The following is a 25,857-nucleotide window of genomic DNA, read 5'->3' as shown; positions in this document are numbered from 1 at the left end:
CCCACCGATGCCCAAGAAGTCCACACTCGAAAGCGCTGCCGATTTGCCCGTAGCTCCCGGCGGCGCGGTCGCCGTGGACCGGGCCATCGCGCTGCTCCACACGTTCTCGCAAGAGCGCAAAACGTTGACGCTCACCGAGCTTGCCGCGGCAACGGGCCTGTACAAAAGCACCGTGCTCCGATTGCTGGCATCGCTGGAGCACGGCTCGCTGGTGCGCAAGACGCCAGCGGGATACGAACTGGGCAACGAAGTGCCGCGGCTTTTCTCTGCCTACTCCAAGTCGTTCTCGATGGAGTCCGTGGTGGTTCCCGAACTGACCGGGCTGGTCGAGCAGACGCGGGAGAGCGCGGCCTTCCATGTGCTGCAAAATGGCCAGCGGATCTGCCTTTTCCGTGTCGAGTCTCCGCAGCTGGTGCGCGAGCACATCCAGGTGGGCGACATCCTGCCCATAGACCGGGGCGCAGGGGCGCGCGTGCTGATGGCGTTCACGGGCGCAAAGGGAGCGCTGTACGACCGTATCCGCCGTGAGGGCGTCATCGTGATGGAAAAGGATCGCTCTTCCGAAATCTCGGGGATATCCGCGCCGGTCTTCGCCCACGGAGACGTCCTGGCGGGCGCCGTGACGCTGACCATGCCTGCGCATCGTCTCGATCATGATCACGCACCCCTTGTGCTGGCCTGTGCCAGGCGGTTGACCAAAGCGCTCGGTGGGAAATTCCCGGACATGGCAGATCCCATCATCAGCCCCTTAAAGGGATGATTCCGAACAACAACGCCGCCGCAAGCATGGCCAGCACCAGGCCGAAAACCCATGCGATGGAAGACCGCTGGTTATCGCCGTAGTTGAGGTCGAGCAGACTGACCAGCAGGTACGTGGACGCAACCAGCGGGCTGAGCAGATGGATGGGCTGGCCGATCAGGGAAGCGCGTGCCATCTCCGCAGCGGTGATCCCATACGCGTCCGCCGTACTCGCCAGCAACGGCAGTACACCGAAGTAGAAGGCGTCGTTCGTCAGCACATACGTGGCTGGCGCGCTGATCAACGCCGTCGCCGGCGCAAGGTAGGGTCCCAGCCAATCCGGCATGACATAAAGCAGGCTTTCCGACATGGCTTTCAACATGCCCGTCCCGCCGATCACGCCGGTAAAGATGCCAGCCGCGAAGATCAACGACACAACGGCCAGGACATTCGCGGCGTGGGCGCCGACGCGCTCCTGCTGCTGCTTGAGCTGGGGATAATTCAGCATCAGCGCAAGCGCCGTTGCGATCATGAACAGCACGGCCAGCGGCAAGAAGTCGGAAATCAGGCCGTACAGCAACGCCACGGTCAGGGCCAGATTGGCCCACATCATCTTGGGACGCCGATGTTCCGGCATATCGTCCAAGGCGCGCTCGATACCTGCCAGTTGCGCCGGATCTCGCAGCACCCCAATCCGTGCGCGTTCGCGCACGCCGAACACGGCGGCGACAAGGATCTGGTAACCGAAGCCGACGAGCATCGCCGGGATGAGCGGGAGAAACACTTCCGCGACGTCCAGGTGCATGGCGCTGGCGGCGCGCGCAGTGGGGCCGCCCCACGGGACGATGTTCATGATGCCGATCGACATCAGTAGCACCGTCGCCATGTACTGAAGCTTGACGCCCAGCTTCCGGTAGATCGGCAGCAGCGCGGCGGCACAGATGACGTACGTGGTGGCGCCATCGCCGTCCAGCGCCACGACCGTGCCCATCACCGCCGTTCCGACGAGCAGTCGCAGCGGGTCGCCTTTCGTCATGCGAACGACGCGATGCACGATGGGGTCGAACAGCCCGGCGTCGGTCATGATGCTGAAGTACAGAATGCCGAACATCAGCATGATGCCGGTGGGGGCAAGCTTCTTGATCCCGTCCAGCATCATCGTGCCCAACTCGCCTTGGTGGCCCGTGAGCAGCGCGAACACGATAGGAACGACGATCAGCCCAACAAGGGCTGACATACGCTTGGTCATGATCAACGCCATGAACGTTGCGACCATCGCATAGCCGTAAAGCACAAGCATCGAGTCTCCTCGCCTCTTGATAGGTCCAGCAACCTTGAGAGCGACGCGATGTTTTGTGACGCACTTGTGGTTCTGTCCTACAGAATGGCATTCTGTTGTACAAAATCGAAGTGTATGTTCGAGTTATTGTTGCTGGTATAAGGGTTGACCCTAATGCGGCTGTCATGAGCCGCGAGAGGCGTTCCCCGGCAACAGGAGAAAACTCGTTAGCGGGAAGCGTGGTGCAGGAATGGTTGCCGGCGTGGAGACACCACCGGGATGAGTTTTTAAGGCTCTAGGGGCGCCCAGGTTTCTTCTCGCAAGCATGGAGAAAAACCGCATGCAAATCGGGCCTGCCACCCCAAAGGATGGCAGGCCCGATGCGTCTGGTGAAAACGGTAGCCGTCTCGCGCCGATCCTGCGCGCGGTGTCACCGCCTACCGATCAGAAACTCTCCCAATCATCATTCGACTGCGCGGGCTTGCTGTCGCCCGGCACGCGCAGCGGCGCTTTCGCTTGCGGCGCGGGCTTGGCGTCGGCGCGGCGAGTCTCTGCCGGCTTGCCAGCGGCCGCACGTGAAGATGCCGGCGTGGCCAAGACGCGCTGCGGCTTTGCAGGCTGGCTAACTACAGACTGCACCTCCCGCACCTGAGCAACCTGCGGCTGCGCTACAAAACGCGGCGCATCATCCTCGGCAAGACGGAACACACTGACCAACTTCACCAGCGTCGCCGCCTGCGAATTCAAGCTATGCGCAGCGGCGGCCGACTCTTCCACCAGGGCGGCGTTCTGCTGCGTCGTCTGGTCGAGCTGGTTGATGGCATCGCCCACTTGCGAGATGCCTTGTCCCTGCTCGTGCGCGGCGGCGCCGATTTCGGCGATCAGGTCGGCAACGCGGCGCACCTGCGTCACGATGTCGTTCATGGTGCTGCCGGCTTCGCCGACCAGGTTCGAACCGGCTTCGACGTTGCCGACGCTGTCGCTGATCAGTTGCTTGATTTCCTTGGCGGCGCTGGCGCTGCGTTGTGCCAGGGCGCGCACTTCGCTGGCCACGACGGCAAAGCCGCGGCCCTGTTCGCCGGCGCGGGCCGCTTCGACGGCGGCGTTCAGCGCAAGGATGTTGGTCTGGAATGCGATGGAATCGATGACGGCGATGATGTCGACGATCTTGCGCGAGCTGGCCGAGATGGCATCCATGGTGCTGACCACGTTGCCGACCACTTCACCGCCGCGGGCGGCGGCTGCGCTGGCCGAGCCGGCCAGGCTGCCGGCCATCTGCACGGATTCCAGGTTCTGCTTTACCGCGGAATTCATCTCTTCCATCGAGGCCGCGGTCTCTTCGACGTTGGCGGCCTGTTCTTCGGTGCGCTGGCTGAGGTCGGCATTGCCGGACGAGATCTGCGTGGCGCCCGTGGCGATGGACTCGCTGGACTGGCGCACCTGGCTCACCAGTTGCGCCAGGTTGGCGCGCATGGCGTCCATGTTGGCCAGCACGCTGGTCTGGTCGCCTTCGCGGCGTTGCACGCGCACGGCCAGGTTGCCCTTGGCGACTTCCTGGGCGATCTGCGCGGCGTAGGCGGGTTCGCCGCCCAGACGGCGCATTACGGAGCGCACCAGACCCAGACCCAGGATGCTGCCGATCAACGCGCACAACACGATCAGCGCGGTCAGCGTCCAGAACGTGCGTTCGACTGCGGCGGCGGCGTCTTCGGTGTCGAGGCGGGCCAGTTCTTCCTGGCGCTTGGCGGCTTCCATCAGGATGTTGCGCGCGGCGACATGCAGCGCGGCCGAGTCCTTGTGCAGGACGGTCATCGCGGTCGGATCGTTGCGGTCGGCAAGGCCCTTCACGTCGTTGACGGCCGCCTTGTAACGGGTCCAGGTGTCGGCCAGCTTGCCGCCGAGTTCGCGCAGGGCGGGGTCCTGCTCCTGCTGCAGACGGTCACGCGCCTGCAACACGGATTTTTCGGATTCCTCGTTCAGGCGAAGTTCGTTCTGGCGTCCTTGCGGATCAGTATTCCAGATGTAGACGTACATGCGCCGGAAGTGCGTGGCGCCTTGGCGGGCGGCGTCGACGACGACGCGCAGCGGCATGACGGTTTCCGTGTACATGGCGCGCTGCTTCTGGCTGATGCTCCAGAGCTGCTGCATGGCGATGGCGCCAACGGCCACCAGCATCACGATGAAGAACAGCACCAATGCGGTCAGGCTGCTCCGGAGAGAGAGATTTCTGAGTTTGGACATGATGGGCACGCGACGGGGGCGCGGAATGCGCCCTCCACCCGGGCACTACAGCACATCATGTTGCGGTGCAATACGGGGAATTACGGGTGAAAAAGCCGGATCGGCGCGGTTGCGCCGCTGGCAGTTCCGATATGCGGGATTTTCGGGGATTGGCGGCTCAACCGGCCGCCGTCGTAGCGGGCCCTACGGGGCCACCTGCACGTGCTCTATGCGGTTGCGCCCGTTGGCCTTGGCCAGATACAACTGCTGGTCCACGGCCTTGATGAAATCCGCGCGCGTGACGGGCCCTTCGGGAATCACGGTGCCCGCACCGACGCTCACCGTGACGCGTCTGCCATGCGGCGACAGCGCGTGCACGATGGCTTTTTTCTGCAATTGGCGCTGGCAGCGTTCAGCCACTTTCCGGGCCACCTCGGCATCGGCTTCGGGCAGCAGCACAACGAATTCTTCACCGCCGTAGCGCGCAACCAGATCGCGCGGACCATCCAGCGCCAGGCTCAGCGTCTCGGCGATTTCGATCAGGCATTTGTCGCCCTGGGTGTGGCCATACAGGTCGTTGTATTGCTTGAAGAAGTCGACGTCAAAGAGCAAGACCGACAAGGGCTGGTTTTCGCTGCGGGCGCGCTCCCATTCCAGTTCGAAACTGCTGTCGAATCGCCGCCGGTTGGCGATGTTGGTCAGGCCGTCCTTGAAAGACAGCACCTCAAGTTCTTTCTGCAGGCTGAGCAGTTTCTCTTCGGTCTTCTTGCGCTCGGTGATGTCGAACATGAAGCCGATCAGGGCCTCGGGCTCGCCGCTTTCCGTGCGCACCACGTGCACCACGTCGCGGATCCACACGTAGCCGTTGTCCTTGGTCAGCGCGCGGTAGTCCGCTTCGTGGTCGACGCCGGCCTGGGATTGCGAGACGCAGAAATTCACCACGTACTCACGATCCTCGGGATGCATGCGCATCGCCCAGTCCTCGACGGTGACCCAGCTATCGGTGCGCCAGCCCAGCAGCGCTTCGATCTGGGGGCCGATGTAGGCGAATTTCATCGTGGCCCAGTCGATCTTCCAGGGAATCGCCTTGGTCGATTCCAGCAACGTCCTGTAGACCGCGCTGTCGTTCAGAAGCGTACTGTCGTCAGCCATGCTCAATCCTTCCGGGATTCCGAGGAACGAGCACTGTAGCCCGAACCGGGGACTGATGGGAATCTGCTGGCGGCCGCTATTTGCGGTTCCAGTGGCCCAACCCGCTGTCGTCGTAGTACTTGATGTCAAAGCCCTGGGCCTGCCCGTTTGCCATCTTGAAGACGATGGACGCCCGCGAGGCGAGCATTTCGGCTTCACCGGCCGGCGAAAAGGCGAACGTGTCGCCGTCCCAATGGCGCACGGGAAAGCGCATGTCCTTCGGTCCCAGCACCAGCGTCAGCGCGCCGTAGGCTTCCTCGATCCGCGCGGGGCCGTAGTAGGGGTTGTCGAACGTGCCGGTGTACTGCGACAACGCCTTTGGTGCGGCGGGCTTGGCGGGATCGGGCTTGCCGGTCAGGTCCGCCTGCGGTTCGAACAACTTCTTCATGGCGCCGTTGTATGCCGCATACCAGTCGCGTGTGGACTTGCCGTACAGCGCCGTGTCGGTGAACGTGGCCACCACGGCTTCCGCCGCGCCGACCGGCGCGCCATTGGTCAGCACGACGATGCCGATGCCGGCGGAGGGCACGATGCGGAAGGTGGTGCCGGTGCCCACGAGGAAGGCGCCGGAATGCCCCATGGCAGGGCGTCCGCCGGTTTCCGTGTTGACGTTGAAACCAAAGCCATAGAAGCCGGACCGCGTATTCAGGTCGGGCGCGGGGGCGCTGAAGGCCTGCGGCGACAGTGCGGGCAGCAGCGCGCCGGGGGCGGCCAGTGGCTTGCCCTGGTGTTGGCCATCCGCCAGCAGCAGTTTCAGCCACTGCGCCAGATCCACCACCGTGGAGGACACGCCGCCCGCGGGCGCCTGCGCATCGGCGTTGCGCTTGCCTACCTGCACGAAGCGGCCATTCTGGTAGGCGTGCAGCAAGGCGCGGTTGCCGTGCGACTCGAAGTCGGCGTAGCGGTAACTGGTCGATGCCATGCCCAGCGGCTTGAAAAGCTGTTCGTCGGCCAGTTGCTCCCACGGGCGCCCCGCGACCTTGGCGATGGCCTCTGCGCCGATCGTCGTGCTGAAGTTGGCGTAGTGATACGACGTGCGGAAGGGGGTGAGCGGCAACAGGCGCAGGCGGGAGATGACCTCGTTGCGGGAAAAGCCCAGGTCTTCCAGATCGTCGCCGGCCGTGGGCGGCAGCCCGGAGCGGTGCGCAAAGAAATCGCCGATGGTGGCGTGCTCGGACACATAGGCGTTGCTGAGCGCAAAGCCCGGAAGATGACGCGACACGGGGTCGTCCCACGTGGCCTTGCGCTGCGTGATCTCGATGGCGGTCACTGTCGCCGACAGCGACTTGGAGATGGACGCGATCTGGAACACGGTATTGGCATCCACCGGCGCGTCCTTGCCGACCTCGCGTGTGCCGAAGCCTTGCGTCAGCACGGTCTTGCCGTCGATGACGACCGCGACGGCCAGGCCCGGCACCTGGCTGCGTTGCATGATGTCCTTGATGATGCCGGGCAGGTCCTGCACGGCGCGTTCGCGGCTGCCGGCAGGAATCGTGACGGCGTCCGCCGGCGGGTAGTCGGCGGGGGTAATCGGCACGGGTTGCGACCAGGCGGACGTGACGCCGCCCAGGGCAAGAACGATCGTTGCGGTGATGCGCGTGGTTGTGCTGTGCATGTTGGCCTCAGAATCCTGCTTGGTAAGCGATGCGAAAGACGCCCTGGTTGAGGCGCAGGGCCTGATCGCGCTGATGCGTGATCCCGGCCTGCACGATCAACCCCACGGGCGTGACGTAGGTGACTGCGCCCGATACTCCCCAATCCGTACTGTCCAGCAGGCCATACCGGGCCAGCGTCTGGCCGCCGCCGGTCAGCTTGCGCACGGCGGCCGTCGCGGTGACCTGCCAGCGGTCTCGAGACAACGACACCGAGGTTACGCCATTGCCGTTGGAAACCGGCGCGCCGCGAAAGGCGCTGGAATAGGTAGCCTCGTTGAACCAGTTCAGGTGCCATCCGTCATCCAGCGGCGTGTCGTAGCTCAGCCGGGCCGATACCGTGTTGGCGCTTTCGCCCTGGTTTGGATCCAGGTGCAGCCGGCCTGCGTCCACGCCGCCCGATATGCCCGCCAGTCCGGGTAGATTGCGGAAGTCGTACGAAAGGATGAACGACTTGAGCTGGTCGCTGAACAGCGGCGGCTCGTCGGGGCCGAGCAGGCCGCCGTCCAGGCTGAACCTGCGGTTCATGGCGGTGTTGTCGCGCTTGAACACCAGGGCGGCCACGGAATGCGTGCCGCGGCCCGACGTATCCAGCGTGTAGCGTCCGCCCACGCCGATCGAGCCGCGGAATTCCGAGTTCTCGTTGAAGCCCGAGTACAGGCCGTCGACGACGTGCCAGGCGTCGCCAAAGCCCAGATCCATCTTCCCGCCGTACAGCGCATAGTTGTCGGCGGTGTAGGCGGCGAACAGGTTGTCCAGGTTCACGCCCAGATCGGAAAACGCGTTGTCCTTGGTGTCGTTGGTGGACGAGTTGAACGTGGCCTTGGTGCGGATCGAAAACTCGCGCGTCAGTTGCAGCACCAGCGCGGCCTCGGCGGTGGGCTGCACACTGCTCCAGTGCGAGCGCGGAAGCTGGCCGTTGTCGTCGTGCACGCCAAAAAAGCCGGTGTAGCCGGTCATCAGGAGGAACCTGCCGTTCAGGCGCGGATACGATTGGTCGCCATCGGCCAGGTCGCTGTAGGGCGTGAGAAAGATCTCGGTCTTGAAAATGTCTCTTGCCTCTTGCGCCGACGCGCCGTGCGCGGCCACGGCAAGCAGCGCCGCCGCCGCGGTCTGGCGCAACGCACGATGCAGACGCTTCACCGCGCCAGCTCAGCCGCCAGTTCGCGCACCTGCGCATGGATGTTGTTGAACATCCCGAAATTCACGCGGCTGGCGACAACGAACACGCCCAGGTCGCGGTTGGGCGACAGCACCACGTACGACATGAAGCCGCCAATGCCGCCGCTCTTGCCCAGCAGGAACGGCGAGCCGTTGCGCGGCAGCGTCACCACCCAGCCCAGTCCCATGCCGTCGGCGTCCGTGACTTCCGTGCCCACCACGGATTTGAGCCCGTCATAGGGCAGCCACATCGTGTGCGCCAGCAGGGCGTTCTCGCGGGCCTGTCTGGCGTCATCCAGATGCCAGCGCATCCAGCGCACCATGTCGTCGGCCGTGGCGTAGACGCCCGCGCTGGCATACATGATGTCGGGCGCTACTGCATTGTTGTCGGGCTTGTCGAAGGGATCGAGGCCCGTCATCAGGCGCTTTTTCTGTGCGTCGTTCAGCACGTTGGTGGCGTCGGTCATGCCGGCGGGCTTGAAGACCTCGTTGGCAAGCACGGTCGAATAGTCCGCGCCGCCGGCCTTGGCCAGCGCGTCGCCCAGCAGGCCATAGCCCAGGTTGGAATACAGCGTGGTGGTGCCGGGCACGTAGGCGGGCTTGTGGCTGCCCATCCACTTCCAGTAATAGGCCCGGTCGAAGACAGCGAACGGATTGTCGGAGGGCTTGGCGTCCGGGTCGGGCAGTTCGCGCGGCAGGCCGGCGGAATGCGTCGCCAGGTCGAGCAGCGTGATCGGGCGGCCGTTGGCATCGACCTTGGCATTGTCGGGCGCGTACTTCGAGAGGGGATCGGTCAGCTTGAGCTTGCCCTTGGCGGCCAGCGACGCCAGCACGTCGCCCGCAAACACCTTGGACACCGACGCGATCCGGAAGATCGATTTGCCGTCGGGTTCGACGCCGCTGCCCGGCGCGGTTTCGCCATAGCCCTGGACCACCACGTCATTGCCGCGGACCGCCGCGATGATCAGGCCCGGCGCGCCGCCGTTCAGATACATCTGCATGCCGGCCATGGACACGGCATCCTGCAAGGCCAGGTCGGCGGCCTGGGCGTGGCCTGCGCCCAGCGCGCAGGCGGCGCTCAAGGCAAGTACGGGGATGCGCGGGAGAAGGCGGGACGTCAGCATGCGGTTCTCACTGAAGGGGGCGAGGAACGGGTGTCCCTGCGCATGCCGCGATGATCCCAAAATCCCGGTGCGTAGCCACCAGCGTCAGGACGAAACAACATCCCGGCGTGATGAATGGCATATTGGCCGGCTTGGCCGGGCGGCCCCGGCTCAGATCCCCATGCGTTCGCGCAGCGGCTTGCGGTACGAGCGCGACACCGGCCACGTGTCGTCCAGGGCTCGCATCCGGATCTGCCATCGGTCAACGCTTCTGCGGTCCACGTCCATGACATGCAACGCGTTTGCAATCGCGGTGCGGTGCACGCGAAAGAACGTCTTCTCGGGCAGGAGGGTCGACCAGACGCCGAGCGCGCGCGAGTCCAGCACCATCGAGCCGTCGTCCAGCCAGATCTCGCTGTAGTTGCCGGCCGAGCGCACGCCGACGATGGCTTCCGGCTGAACGCCCCGGACCACGCCGCGCATGCTCAGGTAGACGACTGATGCGGCGGGATTGCCCAGCGGCGCCCGCGGGCGGCCGCTGCCGTACTTGGCCTGGCCGATCAGGTTGGCGCATTGGTACAGCGCGCCGACCTCGCCGGCGGTCCAGTGCCGATGCCGGACGGTGGTGTCGAAACCGATGATGCCTTGCAGCTTGCCGTCAAGGCACACCGGCACGCTGAGCACGCTCTTGTTGCCCTGGCGCTGGAATTCGGCCTGGATGGCGCGTGCGGCGCGGGGCAGGTCGTTGACGTCGTGGATGGCGACCGCCTGCCCCTTGACCATGAACCGGTGCAGCCAGGCGATCAGCGTGGTCGGCACGTCCTGCAGTTCGGCGACGAAGGGTTCGGTCTGGCCGCGGCACCATTCGTGGGTATTGCGCAGCCGCAGCATGTCGGGGCGGTACTCGATCATCCAGGCGCGGTCGATGTCCGAGGTTTCGCCCATGTAGGCAAGCTGCTCCGAGATCGCATCGTCCGTGGGCAGCTTGAGCAGGCTCATGGCGCAGTGATAGAGCCAGTCCGATGACGGGTTGGGTTGGAGGAGGGTGACGGGGTGAGTCTGGTATTGGCCAACATCATCCTTCACGGGCGGTTCCTTCTGAGGCGGCAGGGCGCTTCGGGGGCGCGCTGTCGGACGCGCGCGGCTCGGCGGGATTTTCCTACCGGCGGCGCGGTCTGACAACCGCCCGTGGCGACCAGCGTTCAGCTAGGTGTCTGGCTATGTTGCCGCACGGGCGCCCGTCGATTCGCGCTCGACGATCCGGAATCCCACGTCAATGACAGGTTCTGGCGGGGTCTCGCCCCGGCATCGCGCCATCAGCACGCGCGCGGCCTGGGCGCCGATGTCCGCGCCGTCGATCTGCACGGTGGTCAGCGACGGCGCCAGGTGCGCGGCGAAGTCGGCCCCGCCGAAGCCACAGACCGCCAGATCCTGCGGCACGCGCAGGCCACGCACGCGCGCCTCGGTCAGCACGCCTTCGGCCAGCGCGTCGGCGCTACAGAAGATCGCCTGCAGGCCGGGCGATTTGTCGAACAGTTCGGCCGCAGCGCGCCGGCCCGACGCCACGTTGCTGGGCGCCGGAACCACCGCCGTGGGCACGTCATGGCCCAAGGTTTCCAGGAAGCCCGCGCGGCGCACCGCAGCGCGCTGGTCGTCGCCGGTGGCCAGTCCCACGTTGCGCCATCCCTTGGACAGGAAGAATTCGGCGACGGCGCTGCCCACCTGCCGATGTGAAAAGCCGACCAGCATGTCGAGAGGGCGTTCGGTCAGGTCCCAGGTCTCGACCACCGGAATGCCGATCTCCCGCAGGCGGTGCGCGGCGGGGATGTCGCTCAACAGGCCGGCAACGACCACGCCGTCGACGCGCCGGCCCGCCATGGCGTTGAGCAACGCTTCTTCGCGGCCGCGGTCATAGCCCATTTGCCCGAGGATGAGCTGGTAGCCCTCGCGATCAAGTTCGGCGGTCAGGGCTTCGATGGTGGGCAGGAACTGCGGGACCGAGATGATGGGCACCAGCGCCGCCACGGTGCGGCTGCGCCGGGACTTCAGGCCGCCCGCCAGCAAATTGGGGATGTATCCCGTTTCCGTAACGGCCTGCTGGACGCGTGCGATGGTGGCCTCGGACACGCGGCCCGGATTGCCGAGCGCGCGCGAGGCGGTGATGAGCGATACGCCGGCCGCGCGGGCGACGTCATGCAGGGTGATGGATTTGGGTTTCATGGAACGGGAAGTGCGGGTTTGTACGGATCGCGCGCTGGCTTGCCGCGAATTTTGGACAACGTTATCATGAACGTCAGCTGCAACGTTTTAATCCTGCCGCCAGCCAGGCTCCGCACATCGGCGCTTTTTATTTGGCCGCAAATGACAACGTTGTCCATGCGCCACCGTCGTCCTCGCAGGACCGTTCCAGACACCCGGAGAATTCTCATGACCGCCATTTCCAACGCCGACCGTATCGCCTGGTTGCGCATCTCGTCGTGCTACCTGCCGCTGGCCACCCCGATCAGCGACGCCAAGGTGCTGACCGGCCGCCAGAAGCCCATGACCGAAGTCGCCATGCTGTTTGTCGAAGTGCAGACCGAAAACGGCGACGAGGGCATTGGCCTGAGCTATTCGAAGCGCGCCGGCGGTCCCGGGCAGTTTGCCCACGCCAAGGAAATAGCACCCGTCCTGATCGGCGAAGACCCCAGCGATATCGGCCGGCTTTGGACCAAGCTGTGCTGGGCCGGCGCGTCCGTGGGCCGTAGCGGCCTGTCGACCCAGGCCATCGCCGCCTTCGACGTGGCGCTGTACGACCTGAAGGCCCGGCGCGCCAACCTGCCGCTGGCCAAGCTGCTGGGCGCCTATCGCGATTCGGTTGCTTGCTACAACACGTCGGGCGGGTTCCTGCACACGCCGCTGGAGCAACTGCTGGTCAACGCCAGCGCGTCGCGCGAACGCGGCATTGGCGGCATCAAGCTGAAGGTCGGTCAGCCTGACCGGCAGCTGGACATCCGCCGCGTCGAAGCCGTGCGCAAGCATCTGGGCGACGACGTGCCGCTGATGGTCGACGCCAATCAGCAGTGGGACCGCCCGACCGCGCAGCGCATGTGCCGCATCTTTGAACAGTTCAACCTGGTGTGGATCGAAGAGCCGCTGGACGCCTACGACCACGAAGGCCACGCAGCGCTTGCCGCGCAGTTCGACACGCCGATCGCCACCGGCGAAATGCTGACCAGCGCGGCCGAACACAGCGAGCTGATCCGCCACCGCGCCGCCGATTACGTGCAGCCCGACGCCCCGCGCGTGGGCGGCATCACGCCGTTCCTGAAAATCCTGTCGCAGGCGGAACAGGCCGGCGCGATGCTGGCGCCGCACTTCGCGATGGAACTGCACGTGCACCTGGCCGCCGCGTATCCGACCGAACCGTGGGTCGAGCATTTCGACTGGCTGGAACCGCTGTTCAACGAGCGGCTCGAGATCCGCGACGGCCGCATGCTGGTGCCGACCCGGCCGGGCCTGGGCATCTCGCTCAGCGATCAGGCGCGCGCGTGGACGCGCGACACGGTCGAAGTCGGCAAGCGGGCCTGAACCCTTTCCGGTCCCGCCGTCTTGCGGCGGGACGCCATGCACGACCAACGGCGCGACAGACGCCAACCCAGAGGAGACTCGCATGAAAAAATGGTTCACCACGCTCGCGCTTGGCCTGGCCGTCTCGGCGTCGGCCCAGGCGCAGAACTGGCCCGCCAAACCCGTCACGATGCTCGTGCCGTTTCCGCCGGGCGGTTCAACCGACCTGATCGCCCGGACGGTTGCGCCCAAGCTGCAGGACAAGTTCGGCGGCACCTTCGTGATCGAGAACAAGCCGGGCGCGGGCGGCACGCTGGGCGCGGGCCAGGCCAAGCGCGCCGCGCCCGACGGCTACACGGTGCTGGTGTCGTCGCTGGGTCCCTTCGTGATCGGCCCGCATCTGGTCAAGGAGCCGGGCTACAACGCACTCAAGGATTTTGAATACATCACGGTGGCCGTGCAGGCGCCGAACGTGCTGGTGGTCAACGCGAATTCGCAGCTTCGCGACATGAAGGGCGTGCTGGACTACCTGAAGTCCAACCCGGGCCGCATGACGTTCGCGTCGGCCGGCAACGGCACCTCGGATCACCTGACGGCCGAACTTTTCTGGCAGGAGACCGGCACGCAGGCCACGCACGTGCCGTACAAGGGCGGCGCGCCGGCCATCGTGGATCTGCTGGGCGGGCAGGTCGACGCCAGCTTCAGCAACATCAACACCTGCCTCACGCATATCCAGTCCGGGAAACTGCGCGCCATCGCGGTGACGAGCGCGAAGCGATCGCCGCTGCTGCCCGACGTGCCCACGATGGAAGAGCTGGGCCTGAAGGGCGTGACGGTGACGTCGTGGCAGGCGTTCGCAGGTCCCAAGGGCATGCCCGCCGACATCCGTGACAAGCTGCGCGCCGGCATTGTCGACGCGCTGAACGACCCGTCGGTCAAACCGCGCCTGCTGGAGCTGGGCTTTGAAGTCGTCGGCAACACGCCGGCCGAATTCACCAAGTTCCAGGCCGAGGAATTTGCCCGCTGGAAGAAGGTGATCGAAGTGGGCAAGATCACGGCGAATTGATTGCACGCCCCCAGGAGCCAAGGTAACGTCGCACCGCGGGCATTTGCCCGCGGATCGACGTTCAGGGGTTTGCATTGGGGACTTTCACCGTAGTCATGGCGATGCTGGTCGCCGTCCTGTTCAGCGGCGTGCTGGTCCGGATGTTGCCGTTGGCCGTTCCGCTACCTTTCGTGCAGATCGGTCTGGGTTTCGTGATCGCGGCCGTGTTCCAGCGTGGCGTGCTGATCGAACCCGAGATCTTCTTCCTGTTGTTCCTGCCGCCTCTGCTTTTCCTGGACGGATGGCGCATATCGAAGCTGGCGGTCCTGCGCGAATCCTCTTCCATCATCCAGCTCGCGTTCGGTCTGGTGATCCTGACGGTGATCGGCGTGGGATACCTGATCCACTGGATGATTCCCGACGTCCCGTTGCCCGTGGCGTTCGCCATCGCGGCCATCGTGTCGCCGACGGATCCGGTGGCGGTCGAAGCGATTTCCCGGCGCGTCCACATCCCGCGCCGCATGATGGCCATCCTGGAAGGCGAGGCGCTGTTCAATGACGCCAGTGGCCTGGTGGCGTTTCGCTTTGCCGTTGCGGCGGCGGCGACCGGCACGTTCTCGCTGGCGCAGGCCACGATGTCGTTCTTCTGGGTTGCCATTGCCGGCCTGTCGATCGGGGCCGGGCTGACGTGGCTGATCATGCAATTGCGGACCATCTACACGCGCCGGGTGGGCGAAGAGCCGGGGTCCGAGGTGCTGCTCAGCCTGCTGACGCCTTTCTTCGTCTATTTCGTGGCCGAGCACGCCAACGCCTCGGGCATCCTGGCCGCGGTATCCGCCGGCGTCATGATGAGCTATTCCGAACTGTCGGGCCGCGCGCTCGCGGCGACTCGCATGGAGCGCAGGGCCGTGTGGAACACGGTGCAGTTCACGCTGAACGGCATGATCTTCGTGTTGCTGGGCGAGCAGTTCCCCACGATCTTCGCCGGCCTGGCAAGCGCCGCGAAAGAGGCAGGCGGCCAATCCCTATGGTGGTTGCCCGTCTATGGACTGGCCGTCTGCCTGGGCCTGGTGCTGTGCCGGCTGCTGTGGGTGACCGTGTCGCTGAAGCTGAGCGCGATGGCGGCCCGCCGCCGTGGCGCCGAGCCGCGCGAGGTCGGCGCGCGCGTGATCCTGGCCGTCTCCGTGGCGGGCGTGCGCGGCGCGGTGACGCTGGCCGGGGTGATGACGCTTCCCTTTGCGCTGGACAGCGGCGCGCCGTTTCCGGCGCGCGATCTGGCGGTGTCGCTGGCGGCCATGGTCATCGTGTTTTCGCTATTGCTGGCCAGCGTGGCCTTGCCCCCCTTGATGCGCGGGTTGCACTTTGCGCCGAACAGCCGCACCGAGCGCGAGGCATCGCTGGCGCAGGACGCCATGCTGCGCGCGGCGCTCGACAGCGTTGCGGCCGGCGCAAGGCGCCGGGGCGTGGAAAATCCGGAAAACGCCGCGCTGTATCTGGAGGTGGCGGAGAACCTGAGCGGCGCGTTGCGGCGGCAGTCCGGCGAGGCGGCGGACGTGGCCGATACGGAACGCCTGGGCAGGCAGATCGCCATCGAGCGCGAACTGAGGCTGGAAGCCATTGCCGCTTCCCGCGAGGCGGTTTTTCATCTGGCTCGCACGCACCGCATCTCGGATTCGTTGGCGCGCGAGCAGGGGCGGCTGCTGGATCTGCACGAAGCGCATCTGCGGTAGCCGCGTGTGCGCGCCCACGGGGTACGGATTGGTCGCACATGATCCGCGTGACGATATGTCGACCCGCTTCAGATCGGTCAGACCCTTGAAGTATTGAGAATTCCGGGCAGCCCCCAGTGAATTCGTGGATTATTTATGCCTTAAAGGTATCAATTCGGATTCCCAAAGTATTGGACGCGAAAAGTCGCCGGGTTCTATAAACGCCTCGTGACCATCCCTTATCCAACGCCGTCCATGTCTGCAGCCACCATCGAACGCATCGAAACCTGTCTCGTCGACCTTCCCACCATCCGTCCGCACAAGCTGTCGGTGGCCACGATGTATGGCCAGACGCTGATGCTGGTGAAGGTGTATTGCAGCGACGGCGTGGTGGGCATTGGCGAGGGCACCACCATCGCCGGCATGGCTTACGGTCCGGAAAGCCCCGAGGCCATGAAGCTGTCGATCGATGCGTATTTCGCGCCCGCCATGATCGGCCAGGACGCCACCCGCGTGCAGGCACTGATGGCGCACGTAGGCAAGCTGGTCAAGGTGAACCACTTTGCCAAGAGCGCGCTGGAAACCGCGCTGCTGGATGCGCACGGCAAGCGCCTGGGCGTGCCGGTCAGCGAACTGCTGGGCGGCCGGCGCCGGGATCGCGTGCCCGTGGCGTGGACGCTGGCGTCGGGCGACACGGATCGGGACATCGCCGAGGCCGAGCAGATGCTGCAAGAGCGCCGCCACCGCATATTCAAGCTGAAAATCGGCGCCCGTGATCCGAAGGTCGATATCGCCCACGTGGCCGCCATCAAGCGCGCGGTGGGCGACCGCGGCGGGGTGCGCGTCGACGTAAACATGGCGTGGAGTGAAACGCAGGCGGCGTGGGCGATTCCCGCATTGGCAGAGGCCGGTTGCGAGCTGGTGGAGCAGCCCGTGGCCAGCGCTGCGGCGCTGGCGCGGTTGATGCGCCGGTTCCCGGTGGCGTTGATGGCCGACGAGGTATTGCAAGGCCCGGACACCGCGTTCGAGATCGCGCGTCAGCACGGTGCGGATGTCTTCGCCATCAAGATCGAGCAGAACGGCGGCCTTTTTGCGGCGCAGCGCGTGGCGGCGATCGCGGACGCGGCGGGCATCGAACTCTACGGCGGCACGATGCTGGAAGCTGCGGTCAGCACGGTCGCGTCGGCCCACCTGTTTGCCAGCTTTGCACATCTGCAATGGGGCACGGAGCTGTTCGGCCCCTTGCTGATCACCGAGGAAATCCTTGCGCAGCCGCTGGACTACAGCGACTTCGAATTGACCGTGCCTGCCGGACCGGGGCTCGGCATCGAGCTGGACGACGCTCGCGTCAAGCGCTTCACGCGCGACGGGCTGGTCAAGGTCACGAACAAAAGCCATTGAGAAAACCTGGCGATGCGGCGGCATGCAACGCCGCATTTCCCGACCCATACCAATAGACAAACCCTGGAGACAGACATGAGCCTCGACGTATTCAACACCCCGGAAGTGCAAGACCTGCTGAAGGCCGCGACCAACATTGCAGGCAGCGAGGGCAACCCGCGCTTCAAGCAGATCCTGAACCGCCTGTTGAGCGATCTTTTCAAGGCCATCGACGACCTGGACATCACGCCCGACGAGGTGTGGGCCGGCGTCAACTACCTGAATCAGCTGGGCCGCGACGGCGAGGCCGCGCTGCTGGCCGCCGGGCTGGGCCTGGAGAAATTCCTGGACGTGCGCATGGACCACGAGGACAAGCTGGCCGGCCTGGACGGCGGTACGCCTCGCACCATCGAAGGCCCGCTGTATGTCGCAGGCGCGCCCGTGCAGGACGGCGTTGCCCGCATCGATCTGGATCCGGATGCGGACGCCGGCCCCTTGGTGATCCGCGGCGTCGTGCGCGATACCAACGGCGCGCCGCTGGCCAATGCGGTGGTGGAGTGCTGGCACGCGAACTCCAAGGGTTTCTATTCGCACTTCGACCCGACGGGCGCACAAACCGACTTCAACCTGCGCGGCGCTGTGCGTACCGACTCGGATGGCAAGTATGAGTTCCGCACGCTGATGCCCGTCGGCTACGGCTGTCCGCCGCAGGGCGCCACCCAGCAGCTGCTGGACGCGCTGGGCCGCCACGGCAACCGCCCGGCGCACGTGCACCTTTTTGTCAGCGCCGACCAGCACCGCAAGCTGACGACGCAATTCAACATCGAGGGCGATCCCCTCATCTGGGACGATTTCGCTTACGCCACCCGCGAAGCGCTGATCCCGCCGGTGACCGACAAGACGGGCGGCGCCGAACTGGGCCTGAAAGCCGACGCGTACAAGGAAATCGAATTCGACGTCGTGCTGACGGGCCTGCTGCAAGGCAAGGACAACCAGATCGTCAATCGCCTGCGCGCCTCCGCCCAGGCCTGAACCCGGCAGGCATCGCCGCCGCGCGATGCCGCCATCCGACACTCATACCCATACCGATAACGGGCTCCGCGCGAGCCCGGGGAGACTCTCATGGCCTCAACAATCTCCATTCCGAGCCTGATCGATCAGGAACGGATGGGCGCCTTTCAATGGCGCGTCCTGATCCTGTGCTTTCTGATCGCTTTGTTTGATGGCTTCGACACGCAGGCAATGGCGTTCACCGGGCCCGCGATCCTGACGGCATTCAAGCTGCAGGCCGGCGAACTGGCGCCGATCCTGACCGCCGGCATCGTCGGCATGACGGTGGGCGCCATGACGTTGGGCCTGGTGGGCGACCGTATCGGCCGCCGTCCCGCCGCGCTGATCGGTGTGGCCGTCTTCGGGCTGGCGACGCTGTTGACGGCCGCCGCCACGGAGACGTGGCAGATTCTGGCGCTCCGGTTCATCGCCGGGCTGGGCATGGGCGGCTGCACGCCCATCGTGCTGGCGCTGGCGGCGGAATACGCGCCGGCGCGCCATCGCGGCGTGGTGATCACCGGCGTGTTGCTGGGTCTGCCCGCGGGCGCCATGCTGGGAGGCCTGTTGGCCGCGCGCATGCTGCCCGTGATCGGATGGCAAGGCATCTTCATCGTGGGCGGCGTCGCGCCGCTGTTGCTGTTGGCGGCGCTGATGGTGCTGCTGCCCGAGTCCCTGCAATTCAAGGCGATGCGCGGCGACGCGGCGGGCCAGGGGTATGTCGCCCGCATCCTCGCGAAGATCTCGCGCCAGCCGCTGCCGGCCGGCGTGCGGTTCACGGTGCCGGAAGACGCGACCATCCGCGCCAGCGTCAAGGCGCTGTTCACCGACGGTTATGCCCGCAAGACGCTGGCGATCTGGTCCGTGTATCTGCTGAACTGGGTGGCGTGGTTCATGCTGCTGTCGTGGCTGCCTACGGTACTGAAGGCCGCGGGTCTGCCGGCCGACCAGGCGCCGATGGGCACGTTCACCGTGAATCTCGTGTTCATCGTGTGCGCCTTCCCGCTGTCGTACCTGATGCCGCGCGTGTCGACCCGCACGCTGCTGATCGCCATGTTCGCGCTGGGCATCGCGGTGTCGCTGGGGCTGGGCTACGCGGGAACGGACTGGACGCTCGTGTTCATCCTGATCGGCGCGGCGGGCCTGGGCATCGGCGGCCAGCAGCTGGCGCTGAACTACCTGGTCATCGGCGCGTATCCGACCGCACTGCGCGCCACGGCGACGGGCTGGTCCATCGGCGTGGGCCGCGCCGGCGCCATCATCGGCTCGGCCATCGGCGGCAGCTTCCTCGGCTGGTTCGGCCCGTCGGGTTTCTTCATGGTGCTGGCGGTTCCGCTGGCGGGGGCGCTGCTCGCCGTGCTGGCTGTGGACAACAAGTCGTCGCAACCCGTGCCGGGCGAGCTGTCGCGCGCACATTGACCGGGAGCTTGCATGAATCGCTTTGAAAATCAGATCGCGCTGGTCACCGGCGCGGCCCAGGGCGTCGGACGCGCCACCGCCAAACGCCTGGCTGCCGAAGGCGCTGCGGTCGTGCTGGTCGACCGCGCCGCCGAACTGGGCGAGGCCGTGGCCCGCGAGATCCGCGAGGAGGGCGGACAGGCGTCGTTCATCGACGCCGACCTCGAAACCCACGCCGGTGCACAGCGGATGGTGCAGTACACGCTGGACACGCACGGCCGAATCGACGTGTCCGTGCACAACGTGGGCGGCACGATCTGGATGAAACCGTTCTGGGAGTACACGCCGGACGAGATGCAGCGGGAGGTCACCCGTTCGCTCTGGCCGACGCTGTGGTCGTGCCGGGAGGTGATCCCGGTAATGAAAAAGCAAGGCCGGGGCGCCATCGTCAACGTCGGCTCAAACGCCACGCGCGGCATCTACCGCGTGCCGTATTCGGCATCCAAGGGCGGCGTTCACGCGGCCACCGTCTGCATGGCGCTCGAACTGGCCGAATCCGGCGTGCGCGTCAATTGCGTGGCGCCGGGCGCCCTGGACAACGGCGTGCGCGCCATTCCGCGCAACACCGAAGCCCCCTCGGATCAGGACCGCATCTGGCAGGGCGAGATGTACACGGACTGCCTGGCCGGCACGCCCATGCATCGCATGGGCAGCATGGAAGAGGTCGCGTCAGCAATCTGCTTCATGGCGGCGCCGGAGGCGTCGTACATCACGGGGCAGGTGATGTATGTGGCTGGGGGGCACGTGGGGTGAGGTCATGCCCTCGCCGTCGGTATGGGGGGCTGTGCGGCTTGGACCTTCAGTACTCGACAAGCCGCATACCAGCACAGCGCGCAGAACATGTTGTAAGGAAAGAGCAACAGCCACAGAGGCAATAGCCAGTTGTTTTTTCCTTGCGCTTCATTCGGTTGGCCATTGCGCCAAGGTACGTATCGGCGCCAGGCTTCGGCGGGTGTCAGATAAATACGGTGGTCGGGAGCAAGCCACCAGTTGGATTCTGCGGGTTTGGGTAATTTGTTGGGTCCTTCATCCATGAATAATCGGATGAACTCCCATACTTGAGCGACATACAACACGCGCGGGTCGATCGGTTGGTTGCTTTCGGTGGATACAAATAGTGATTCCAGTCTTTTCCCTTTCATCTCGGGCTTAATTGATTCAACCGGCATTTTAATTATTAGCGAATGCGTCACTATCACTCCTGCTCCCGTGAATTCCGATTTCGACACCATGCCTCCAATGGCAGAGGTCCATGCGCCGGATATCACCCTCCCACGATCGCTGTAGCTGACGCGCTTATCGAGTCTGGAAAATATTATGTCCGATCTTTTTTTAATAAAGCTAACGCTGATCGTGAGCATCAAAAAGAAGAAAAGCGCAATCAGGAAAATACACAGAATTAACACATAATCGAACATTGCTTGCCCAATGAGCGCGGCAGTTAAATAGGTTGTGAGCCCAATAAGTGTCGCGACTAATCCCGCAGCATACTGCTTTCCCGACGATGCAGATTCCACAGTCCATGGGTTTCGTATACGTAAATAGGCGTTATCGATACTGACAAGCTGGTCGCCAATTGCTGGCTGAACACCAGCACCATCCTTGCACGTCCAAATCCAATCTGTTGCCATAATTAGTGCTCAATCGCTCAAACTGAACGAGGCGCCGACGACCGCCGTTTCATCCAGCCCCTGGTTGGGTTTGTAATCGACGGTCATGAACATGCCGTCGAACTTTTCACCTTTTACATGGTGACGCAATACCAAACCGGCAGCAGTCTCGATGCACTCTGGCTTTTGGCTGTGTACCGTAATCTTAGGTCTTCCAATACTTGACGTCGGCCCATTTTTTTCGCCATGGGTGTTACTCACAAGCGCACCTTTCCACGTGCTCTGTCCCTGGATAAAGCCGGGTAGAAGCACAACGAAACGACCTCATCTTCAGCAAACCACCTATCACGCCACTCGCTTTCCATGCCTTCCAAACCGATCGACTCGGCTTGATCGGAGTCAAGCAGGATTGGAGCGAACGATGCTTGATACCAATCCTTAGTTTCCGATATCAATTCTTTATATCTTGGGAGCCTGCGGTCTCCATCAAGCGGAATCCCCGATCGCTCTTTACCATCATTTTTTAGGTTTCCAAACTGGCACCGTGCAGCCCAAAGCTCCATCGGAGAGAAGGCTTGTGCGGCGGCACGAGAATGGAGCCACATGCCGCCGACGATGAGGGCTGTGCCCGTGAGAATGACTGCCGCTGCAATCCAGCCAAGAACTGGAACCGGCGCAGATGCTCCCGCGGTTGAAGTCGCAGCATAGATCGCAGAGGCAATCGCACTACTTTTCGCGATCGCACCGGTGCCCATCGCTACGGATATTCCTCCGGCGTAGGTGTAGTTTGCGGCTATCTGGTTGCCTCCTTTTTTAAGCTGGTGGCCTTTCTGTATGTCGGTGATTAAACCCAGAAATATGCCCGGACCCACGATAAGCCTGCCGTACAACTTCGACGATATGAAATTATTTAGTGCGATGGAAAACCCAAGTCCGGGAATCCGGTAGCCCATTCGTGCCATTAATGCGATGTATGTGGTTCGAGTTCCCAGCACTGCTACACTCAGCGAACCTATCACCCCTAATATTGCTGACGCAAAATTGGTGGCGTTCTCATGTGAGTACTCTCTTTCCAACGTTTTTAGTGCATACCCAAGATTGATAATATTGAAGTAGACCATGCCAATGTTAAAGCCAGCTCCCGTGGCTGTGGCGCTTAAAGATCTAAGCGTGGGCTTTGCTGTGACCGTCTGAGTGCGCTCAATCACTACGGTCCTGTTACCCTCAACTTTGATACGGCTTGTACGGTTGACTTCCTCCATCCCCTTTTTCAGGAAATCATCTACGTCCTGGGAAACGAGACTTCCTGCGGTTGTTGTTTTAGTTGTATCGTAGCGACCAGCCAATAGTCCCAAAATCTTTTCCATATTGGCCTCCCGCGCTGCCGCGTGAACTTGTTCGCGAAGGTTGCGGCTCGCATCCCAACGGGTTTTCCCCTTGAGCCGCTTAAGCACGACCGTGGTAACCGTTTGGGCGGTCAGATCGGTAACGCCCTTGATCGCTGGAAATTTAAGGGCAAGTTCGGAGATGATGGAGTCTGCGGCTCCAAGTATGGTTCCAACTGCATCTGCCTTTTCTTGAAAAGGGTTGTATGCGGCCAGAGATACATAGAGGGGGCTTCCTGGGTCATCACACCATTTTTCTAGCCGTTCGTACCTGGCGTCTCCATCGTCGCTGATAGAGAGCGATTGCGTCATGCTCTGCATCATCAACGTAATGGACAGTTCTAACGCTGCCGCAGATTGACGGTTGTCCCGATCGAAGGCGCTAAAGGCGGCCGCCAAACTCCTAGGGTCCGACATATTTATGGATTCCGCCGTCGATAGCCAACAGTCATGATCCGCACACGCCTTGTTCAATTCATGCATCATCACCTCTAACTGCGCATCAGCCTCTTTTCGTTGCCTCAGGAAGTCGAAGTACAACGCGGTGTCGATTGTTTTGGCCAGCCGCGCACCGGACGGGGAAATTCTCTCGTCCGTCAGAACTTCGTATTCGATTTGTTCTAGCGACGGTATGGGTCGATTGGTGCGCTGATTTCGATGCCACTCGTGTCTTGCTGATGCGATCTTCGCGGCGTCTTGTCCAGAAGCGCGGAACATGGACTTCAGGGACTCGGTCAGCAAGAATGCGGTCAGGTTCTTGTGATGAAACTCTGAACTTGCCAAGTGGATTTGGTCGACGTCCAAGCTTAGACAGTCGGGCAAGTGATGGGGACTTGCACCTTCAGCACGCTGATCAGGCCTGCGTTTCAAATCCGTAATCTGATGCTGGTACGCTGCGGCGATCAAACCCAAATCGAGGCTGATCGCCTCGGCGTCATTGAGTGCGACCACCGCAGGTACGCGCGGCTGCGTGAAACGGTAATGGCTGCCTTGGGCGATAAATGTGGCGACCGACAGTTCATCTTCGCTCGCATGACAACTCCATTTCAGCGGCAGGCGCTGCTCTAGGGGCTTGAAGTCTTCCACCCATTCAGTCAGGGCGTTGGCCGGAAGTAAGTGGGCCTGGCCAGAGGGTGATTTGACGCCGGAGGTCAGTTCCACCATATCCAAAGCGCGCATGTGAAGCTGGCGCGCTTCAGGATTCTTGGTAATTCGGGCCGTCATGGCATTGGTCCACAGATGTGTGCTGTAGCCGATCCATACCTCCTTGGCGGTGTCGGGGCTGGTGTCTGCCCACACCCATCCCATGCGCGCGCCTGTTTTGTACTTGTTCTTCTTGTCGTAGTCCTCCAGACCCGTGTATGTCAGCTCCTGATAATGGCCCTCACCATCGTGTTCATGGATGACGAGCGATTCGCCCTTGGGGCCTTTCATGAACACGTAGACGTATCCCGGGCGAAGCGCGCGCAAGGTATAGGAGGAAAGCTGCAGCCGCTGGAAGCTTGCCTCCAGCTTGAAGCCGGACTCGGCATACCGATATAGCGGTGCCCCATCCGCATTCGGAACAATCGCATATCGGATCGGAAGGATTGGGATGCGTGGGCAGCAGGCCGGCGCCGACGTCGCGCCGCCGGCCGTTGACTTTGACATGGATGGATTCCTCTGCGCGCTGTTTCAAGGCCGCCAATAGGAACGCGTCCATCGCGAACAGGAACAGCGACGGACGCGCATGAAATGCGCCTCCATTACTCCACACGTCCCTGCCGCTGGATATCAGACAAAAACTATTCTTCGGGGTGAACGATCTGATTGTTCAAAGGTTTGGGGGCTGCCATCGATGGCACTTGTCCGATCAGACGCGGGATAATGCCGGCTTTGGCTCGTTCGATGTATGGATGCAGCCCGGTCTTTGCCCGCTTTCTGCGTGGCATTCAGTCTGTCACCCCGGAGTAACATCCACGCGCATGACAAGGCGACGAGTTCTAGAGTCGATGGTGATGGCAGACGCTGCGCGCATGTGTGCGCTGGAGGCAGTGCGTGATCTTGATTTGACCGATTGCTGGATCGGCGCCGGGTTCGTGCGCAATCTGGTGTGGGATTCGTTGGCCGGGTTTGCGTCGCCGACACCGCTAAACGACATTGACGTCGTATGGTTTGGCGACGGTGCCGAAAGCTACGCTGATGATAGTCAGCTTGAAAGGCGACTGGGAAGTATTGCGCCGGGTTATCCGTGGTCCGTAAAGAACCAGGCGCATATGCACCGCCGCAATCACGACCGTCCCTACCTTTCGACAATCGACGCGCTGACGCAGTGGCCGGAAACTGCAACGGCCGTGGCAGTTCGCCTTGACCGCGACGGGCGTATCCAGGTCCTGGCGCCATACGGCCTGGATGATCTGTTTGCGGGAGTGATTCGGATGACGCCGCGCTTCAAGACTGAAAAGCGGTCAATACTGGACGAGCGTTGGCAAGCGAAGCAATGGCATCTGCGGTGGCCTTTCCTGCGCTACGCGTAAGGATGCACAAATCGGCCGTGGCGTGAGGCTGGATTGTTCGACACGCCGCTTCGGAGAACGCTACGCTGCGTGAGCCAGGCATTCCTGGCCCGCGCCGCCCAAGCGGCTGAGCGACGCCGGCATTGCGCCAGTGTTCGAACGATGGCGCGGCTGCGGCTGGGATTTCTGGGTCAGGCGGCGAACGGCCTTCAGTACTTCCTCCGGGCTGGCCGGTTTGCGCATCAACACGGCGCGGCCCGCGCACGCTTCCAGGATCTCGTGTTCCGGCCGGCCGCTCAGCACCAGCACCGGCGTTTCATGCAGATAGGCGTTGTCCCGCATGGCGGTCAGGAGGGCGGCGCCGTCCATGCCGGGCATGGACAGATCGGTGATGACCAGGTCGGGGCGCAGGGCGATCATCTGCTGCAGCGCGGTCAGGCCGTCGGTATGCGTCGTGACGTCATAGCCTTCGCTGGTCAGGAACTCGCTCATCAGGGCGACCAACGTGGGTTGGTCGTCCACCAAAAGAATCTTCGTCATTTTTTTCGGTGCCACGGGGGGCAGGAATTCGGTTGTCTGCGCGGCCGGCTGTCCCCGGGTTCAGGCGGGGTGGGCCGAGGGCGTGCCAGCCAAGGCGGCAGGCGCGCGAAAAGGCGGCCGGCAGATCGGGAAGCCGAATCCTAGGGCATGGCAGGGCCGCGTTGGTGTAGTAGTTGTATCCATACGCAACCCACCTGCGCACATACCTGTATAGTTCGCCAGTGCGCAAGAGTCTGCGGGCTTCTCCGTCCCTATAATTCTTCGCACTCTGCCCTAGCGCAATCCGCGCGCTTT

The 25,857-nt window shown here is 63.5% G+C and carries 21 protein-coding genes; 9 read left to right on the top strand and 12 right to left on the bottom strand.

Annotated features, from left to right (window positions below):
* The first annotated feature begins 7 nt into the window (after nucleotides 1–7).
* On the top strand, nucleotides 8–760 hold the full coding sequence (locus MHZ91_RS17115) for an IclR family transcriptional regulator (protein ID WP_239214752.1): 753 nt from the start codon (nucleotides 8–10) through the stop codon (nucleotides 758–760).
* On the opposite strand, the gene MHZ91_RS17110 is transcribed toward MHZ91_RS17115, so the two are convergent.
* The 8 genes from MHZ91_RS17110 to MHZ91_RS17070 all read right to left on the bottom strand — a co-directional run bounded on the left by MHZ91_RS17110 (nucleotide 741) and on the right by MHZ91_RS17070 (nucleotide 11,565).
* On the bottom strand, nucleotides 741–2,039 hold the full coding sequence (locus MHZ91_RS17110) for a CitMHS family transporter (RefSeq protein ID WP_239214751.1): 1,299 nt from the start codon (nucleotides 2,037–2,039) through the stop codon (nucleotides 741–743). The two genes, MHZ91_RS17115 and MHZ91_RS17110, sit on opposite strands and share 20 nt — an antisense overlap.
* 423 nt (nucleotides 2,040–2,462) lie before the next feature.
* Nucleotides 2,463–4,259: a methyl-accepting chemotaxis protein gene (locus MHZ91_RS28320; RefSeq protein WP_304505271.1), complete on the bottom strand. Its 1,797-nt coding sequence runs from the start codon at nucleotides 4,257–4,259 to the stop codon at nucleotides 2,463–2,465.
* A 183-nt stretch (nucleotides 4,260–4,442) separates the two neighbouring features.
* Nucleotides 4,443–5,390, bottom strand: coding sequence for a sensor domain-containing diguanylate cyclase (locus MHZ91_RS17095; protein ID WP_239214749.1), 948 nt, complete (start codon nucleotides 5,388–5,390; stop codon nucleotides 4,443–4,445).
* Nucleotides 5,391–5,466: 76 nt separating this feature from the next.
* Nucleotides 5,467–7,044 carry a serine hydrolase gene (locus tag MHZ91_RS17090; protein ID WP_239214747.1) on the bottom strand — a complete coding sequence of 526 codons (1,578 nt, stop codon included), beginning with the start codon at nucleotides 7,042–7,044 and terminating at the stop codon, nucleotides 5,467–5,469.
* 7 nt (nucleotides 7,045–7,051) lie between these two features.
* Entirely contained in the window at nucleotides 7,052–8,224 is a 1,173-nt protein-coding gene (locus MHZ91_RS17085) for a hypothetical protein (RefSeq protein WP_239214745.1), read from the bottom strand.
* Nucleotides 8,221–9,366, bottom strand: coding sequence for a D-alanyl-D-alanine-carboxypeptidase/endopeptidase AmpH (gene ampH, locus MHZ91_RS17080; RefSeq protein WP_239214742.1), 1,146 nt, complete (start codon nucleotides 9,364–9,366; stop codon nucleotides 8,221–8,223). The genes MHZ91_RS17085 and ampH overlap by 4 nt, the downstream gene beginning before the upstream one ends.
* 150 nt (nucleotides 9,367–9,516) lie before the next feature.
* Entirely contained in the window at nucleotides 9,517–10,431 is a 915-nt protein-coding gene (locus tag MHZ91_RS17075; RefSeq protein WP_239214740.1) for a LytTR family transcriptional regulator DNA-binding domain-containing protein, read from the bottom strand.
* A 132-nt stretch (nucleotides 10,432–10,563) separates the two neighbouring features.
* The gene (locus tag MHZ91_RS17070) at nucleotides 10,564–11,565 is read right to left on the bottom strand and encodes a LacI family DNA-binding transcriptional regulator (protein ID WP_239214738.1); all 1,002 of its coding nucleotides are present in this window, start codon (nucleotides 11,563–11,565) and stop codon (nucleotides 10,564–10,566) included.
* Nucleotides 11,566–11,772: 207 nt separating this feature from the next.
* Between MHZ91_RS17070 and MHZ91_RS17065 the strand changes: the two genes are divergently transcribed.
* From MHZ91_RS17065 to MHZ91_RS17035, 7 genes are all read left to right on the top strand, one after another.
* Nucleotides 11,773–12,915, top strand: coding sequence for a mandelate racemase/muconate lactonizing enzyme family protein (locus MHZ91_RS17065; RefSeq protein ID WP_239214736.1), 1,143 nt, complete (start codon nucleotides 11,773–11,775; stop codon nucleotides 12,913–12,915).
* An 82-nt stretch (nucleotides 12,916–12,997) separates the two neighbouring features.
* Nucleotides 12,998–13,960 carry a tripartite tricarboxylate transporter substrate binding protein gene (locus tag MHZ91_RS17060; RefSeq protein WP_175122674.1) on the top strand — a complete coding sequence of 321 codons (963 nt, stop codon included), beginning with the start codon at nucleotides 12,998–13,000 and terminating at the stop codon, nucleotides 13,958–13,960.
* Between the two features lie 74 nt (nucleotides 13,961–14,034).
* Nucleotides 14,035–15,669 (top strand): Na+/H+ antiporter, encoded by a 1,635-nt coding sequence (locus MHZ91_RS17055; RefSeq protein ID WP_370647830.1) that lies wholly within the window; start codon nucleotides 14,035–14,037, stop codon nucleotides 15,667–15,669.
* 234 nt (nucleotides 15,670–15,903) lie between these two features.
* Nucleotides 15,904–17,049, top strand: coding sequence for a muconate/chloromuconate family cycloisomerase (locus tag MHZ91_RS17050; protein ID WP_239214735.1), 1,146 nt, complete (start codon nucleotides 15,904–15,906; stop codon nucleotides 17,047–17,049).
* A gap of 75 nt (nucleotides 17,050–17,124) precedes the next feature.
* Nucleotides 17,125–18,060 carry a catechol 1,2-dioxygenase gene (gene catA / locus MHZ91_RS17045; RefSeq protein WP_175137599.1) on the top strand — a complete coding sequence of 312 codons (936 nt, stop codon included), beginning with the start codon at nucleotides 17,125–17,127 and terminating at the stop codon, nucleotides 18,058–18,060.
* A 135-nt stretch (nucleotides 18,061–18,195) separates the two neighbouring features.
* On the top strand, nucleotides 18,196–19,494 hold the full coding sequence (locus MHZ91_RS17040; protein ID WP_175137774.1) for an MFS transporter: 1,299 nt from the start codon (nucleotides 18,196–18,198) through the stop codon (nucleotides 19,492–19,494).
* 12 nt (nucleotides 19,495–19,506) lie between these two features.
* A complete protein-coding gene (locus MHZ91_RS17035) occupies nucleotides 19,507–20,286 on the top strand; it encodes a 1,6-dihydroxycyclohexa-2,4-diene-1-carboxylate dehydrogenase (protein WP_175137600.1) in 780 nt (259 codons plus the stop codon).
* Nucleotides 20,287–20,288: 2 nt separating this feature from the next.
* Here MHZ91_RS17035 and MHZ91_RS17030 read toward each other — a convergent pair whose 3' ends face one another.
* Genes MHZ91_RS17030 through MHZ91_RS17020 form a run of 3 tightly spaced genes read right to left on the bottom strand, consistent with a single transcriptional unit; the run spans nucleotide 20,289 to nucleotide 24,178 of the window.
* A complete protein-coding gene (locus MHZ91_RS17030) occupies nucleotides 20,289–21,164 on the bottom strand; it encodes a hypothetical protein (RefSeq protein ID WP_239214734.1) in 876 nt (291 codons plus the stop codon).
* Between the two features lie 9 nt (nucleotides 21,165–21,173).
* Complete coding sequence (locus MHZ91_RS17025) at nucleotides 21,174–21,404, bottom strand: hypothetical protein (protein WP_239214733.1); 231 nt, start codon at nucleotides 21,402–21,404, stop codon at nucleotides 21,174–21,176.
* Nucleotides 21,401–24,178: a T6SS effector BTH_I2691 family protein gene (locus tag MHZ91_RS17020; protein ID WP_239214732.1), complete on the bottom strand. Its 2,778-nt coding sequence runs from the start codon at nucleotides 24,176–24,178 to the stop codon at nucleotides 21,401–21,403. Before MHZ91_RS17020 ends, MHZ91_RS17025 begins: the two co-directional genes overlap by 4 nt.
* 347 nt (nucleotides 24,179–24,525) lie before the next feature.
* Here MHZ91_RS17020 and MHZ91_RS17015 point away from each other — a divergent pair, with 347 nt between their 5' ends.
* Nucleotides 24,526–25,044, top strand: coding sequence for a nucleotidyltransferase family protein (locus tag MHZ91_RS17015; RefSeq protein ID WP_239214731.1), 519 nt, complete (start codon nucleotides 24,526–24,528; stop codon nucleotides 25,042–25,044).
* A gap of 60 nt (nucleotides 25,045–25,104) precedes the next feature.
* On the opposite strand, the gene MHZ91_RS17010 is transcribed toward MHZ91_RS17015, so the two are convergent.
* On the bottom strand, nucleotides 25,105–25,563 hold the full coding sequence (locus MHZ91_RS17010) for a response regulator (protein WP_239214730.1): 459 nt from the start codon (nucleotides 25,561–25,563) through the stop codon (nucleotides 25,105–25,107).
* Nucleotides 25,564–25,857 lie beyond the last annotated feature (294 nt).

The sequence above is a fragment of the Achromobacter sp. ACRQX genome (assembly GCF_022346505.1).
GTDB classification, from domain to species: domain Bacteria; phylum Pseudomonadota; class Gammaproteobacteria; order Burkholderiales; family Burkholderiaceae_B; genus Achromobacter; species Achromobacter animicus.
This window is presented reverse-complemented; position numbering and strand designations above follow the sequence as displayed.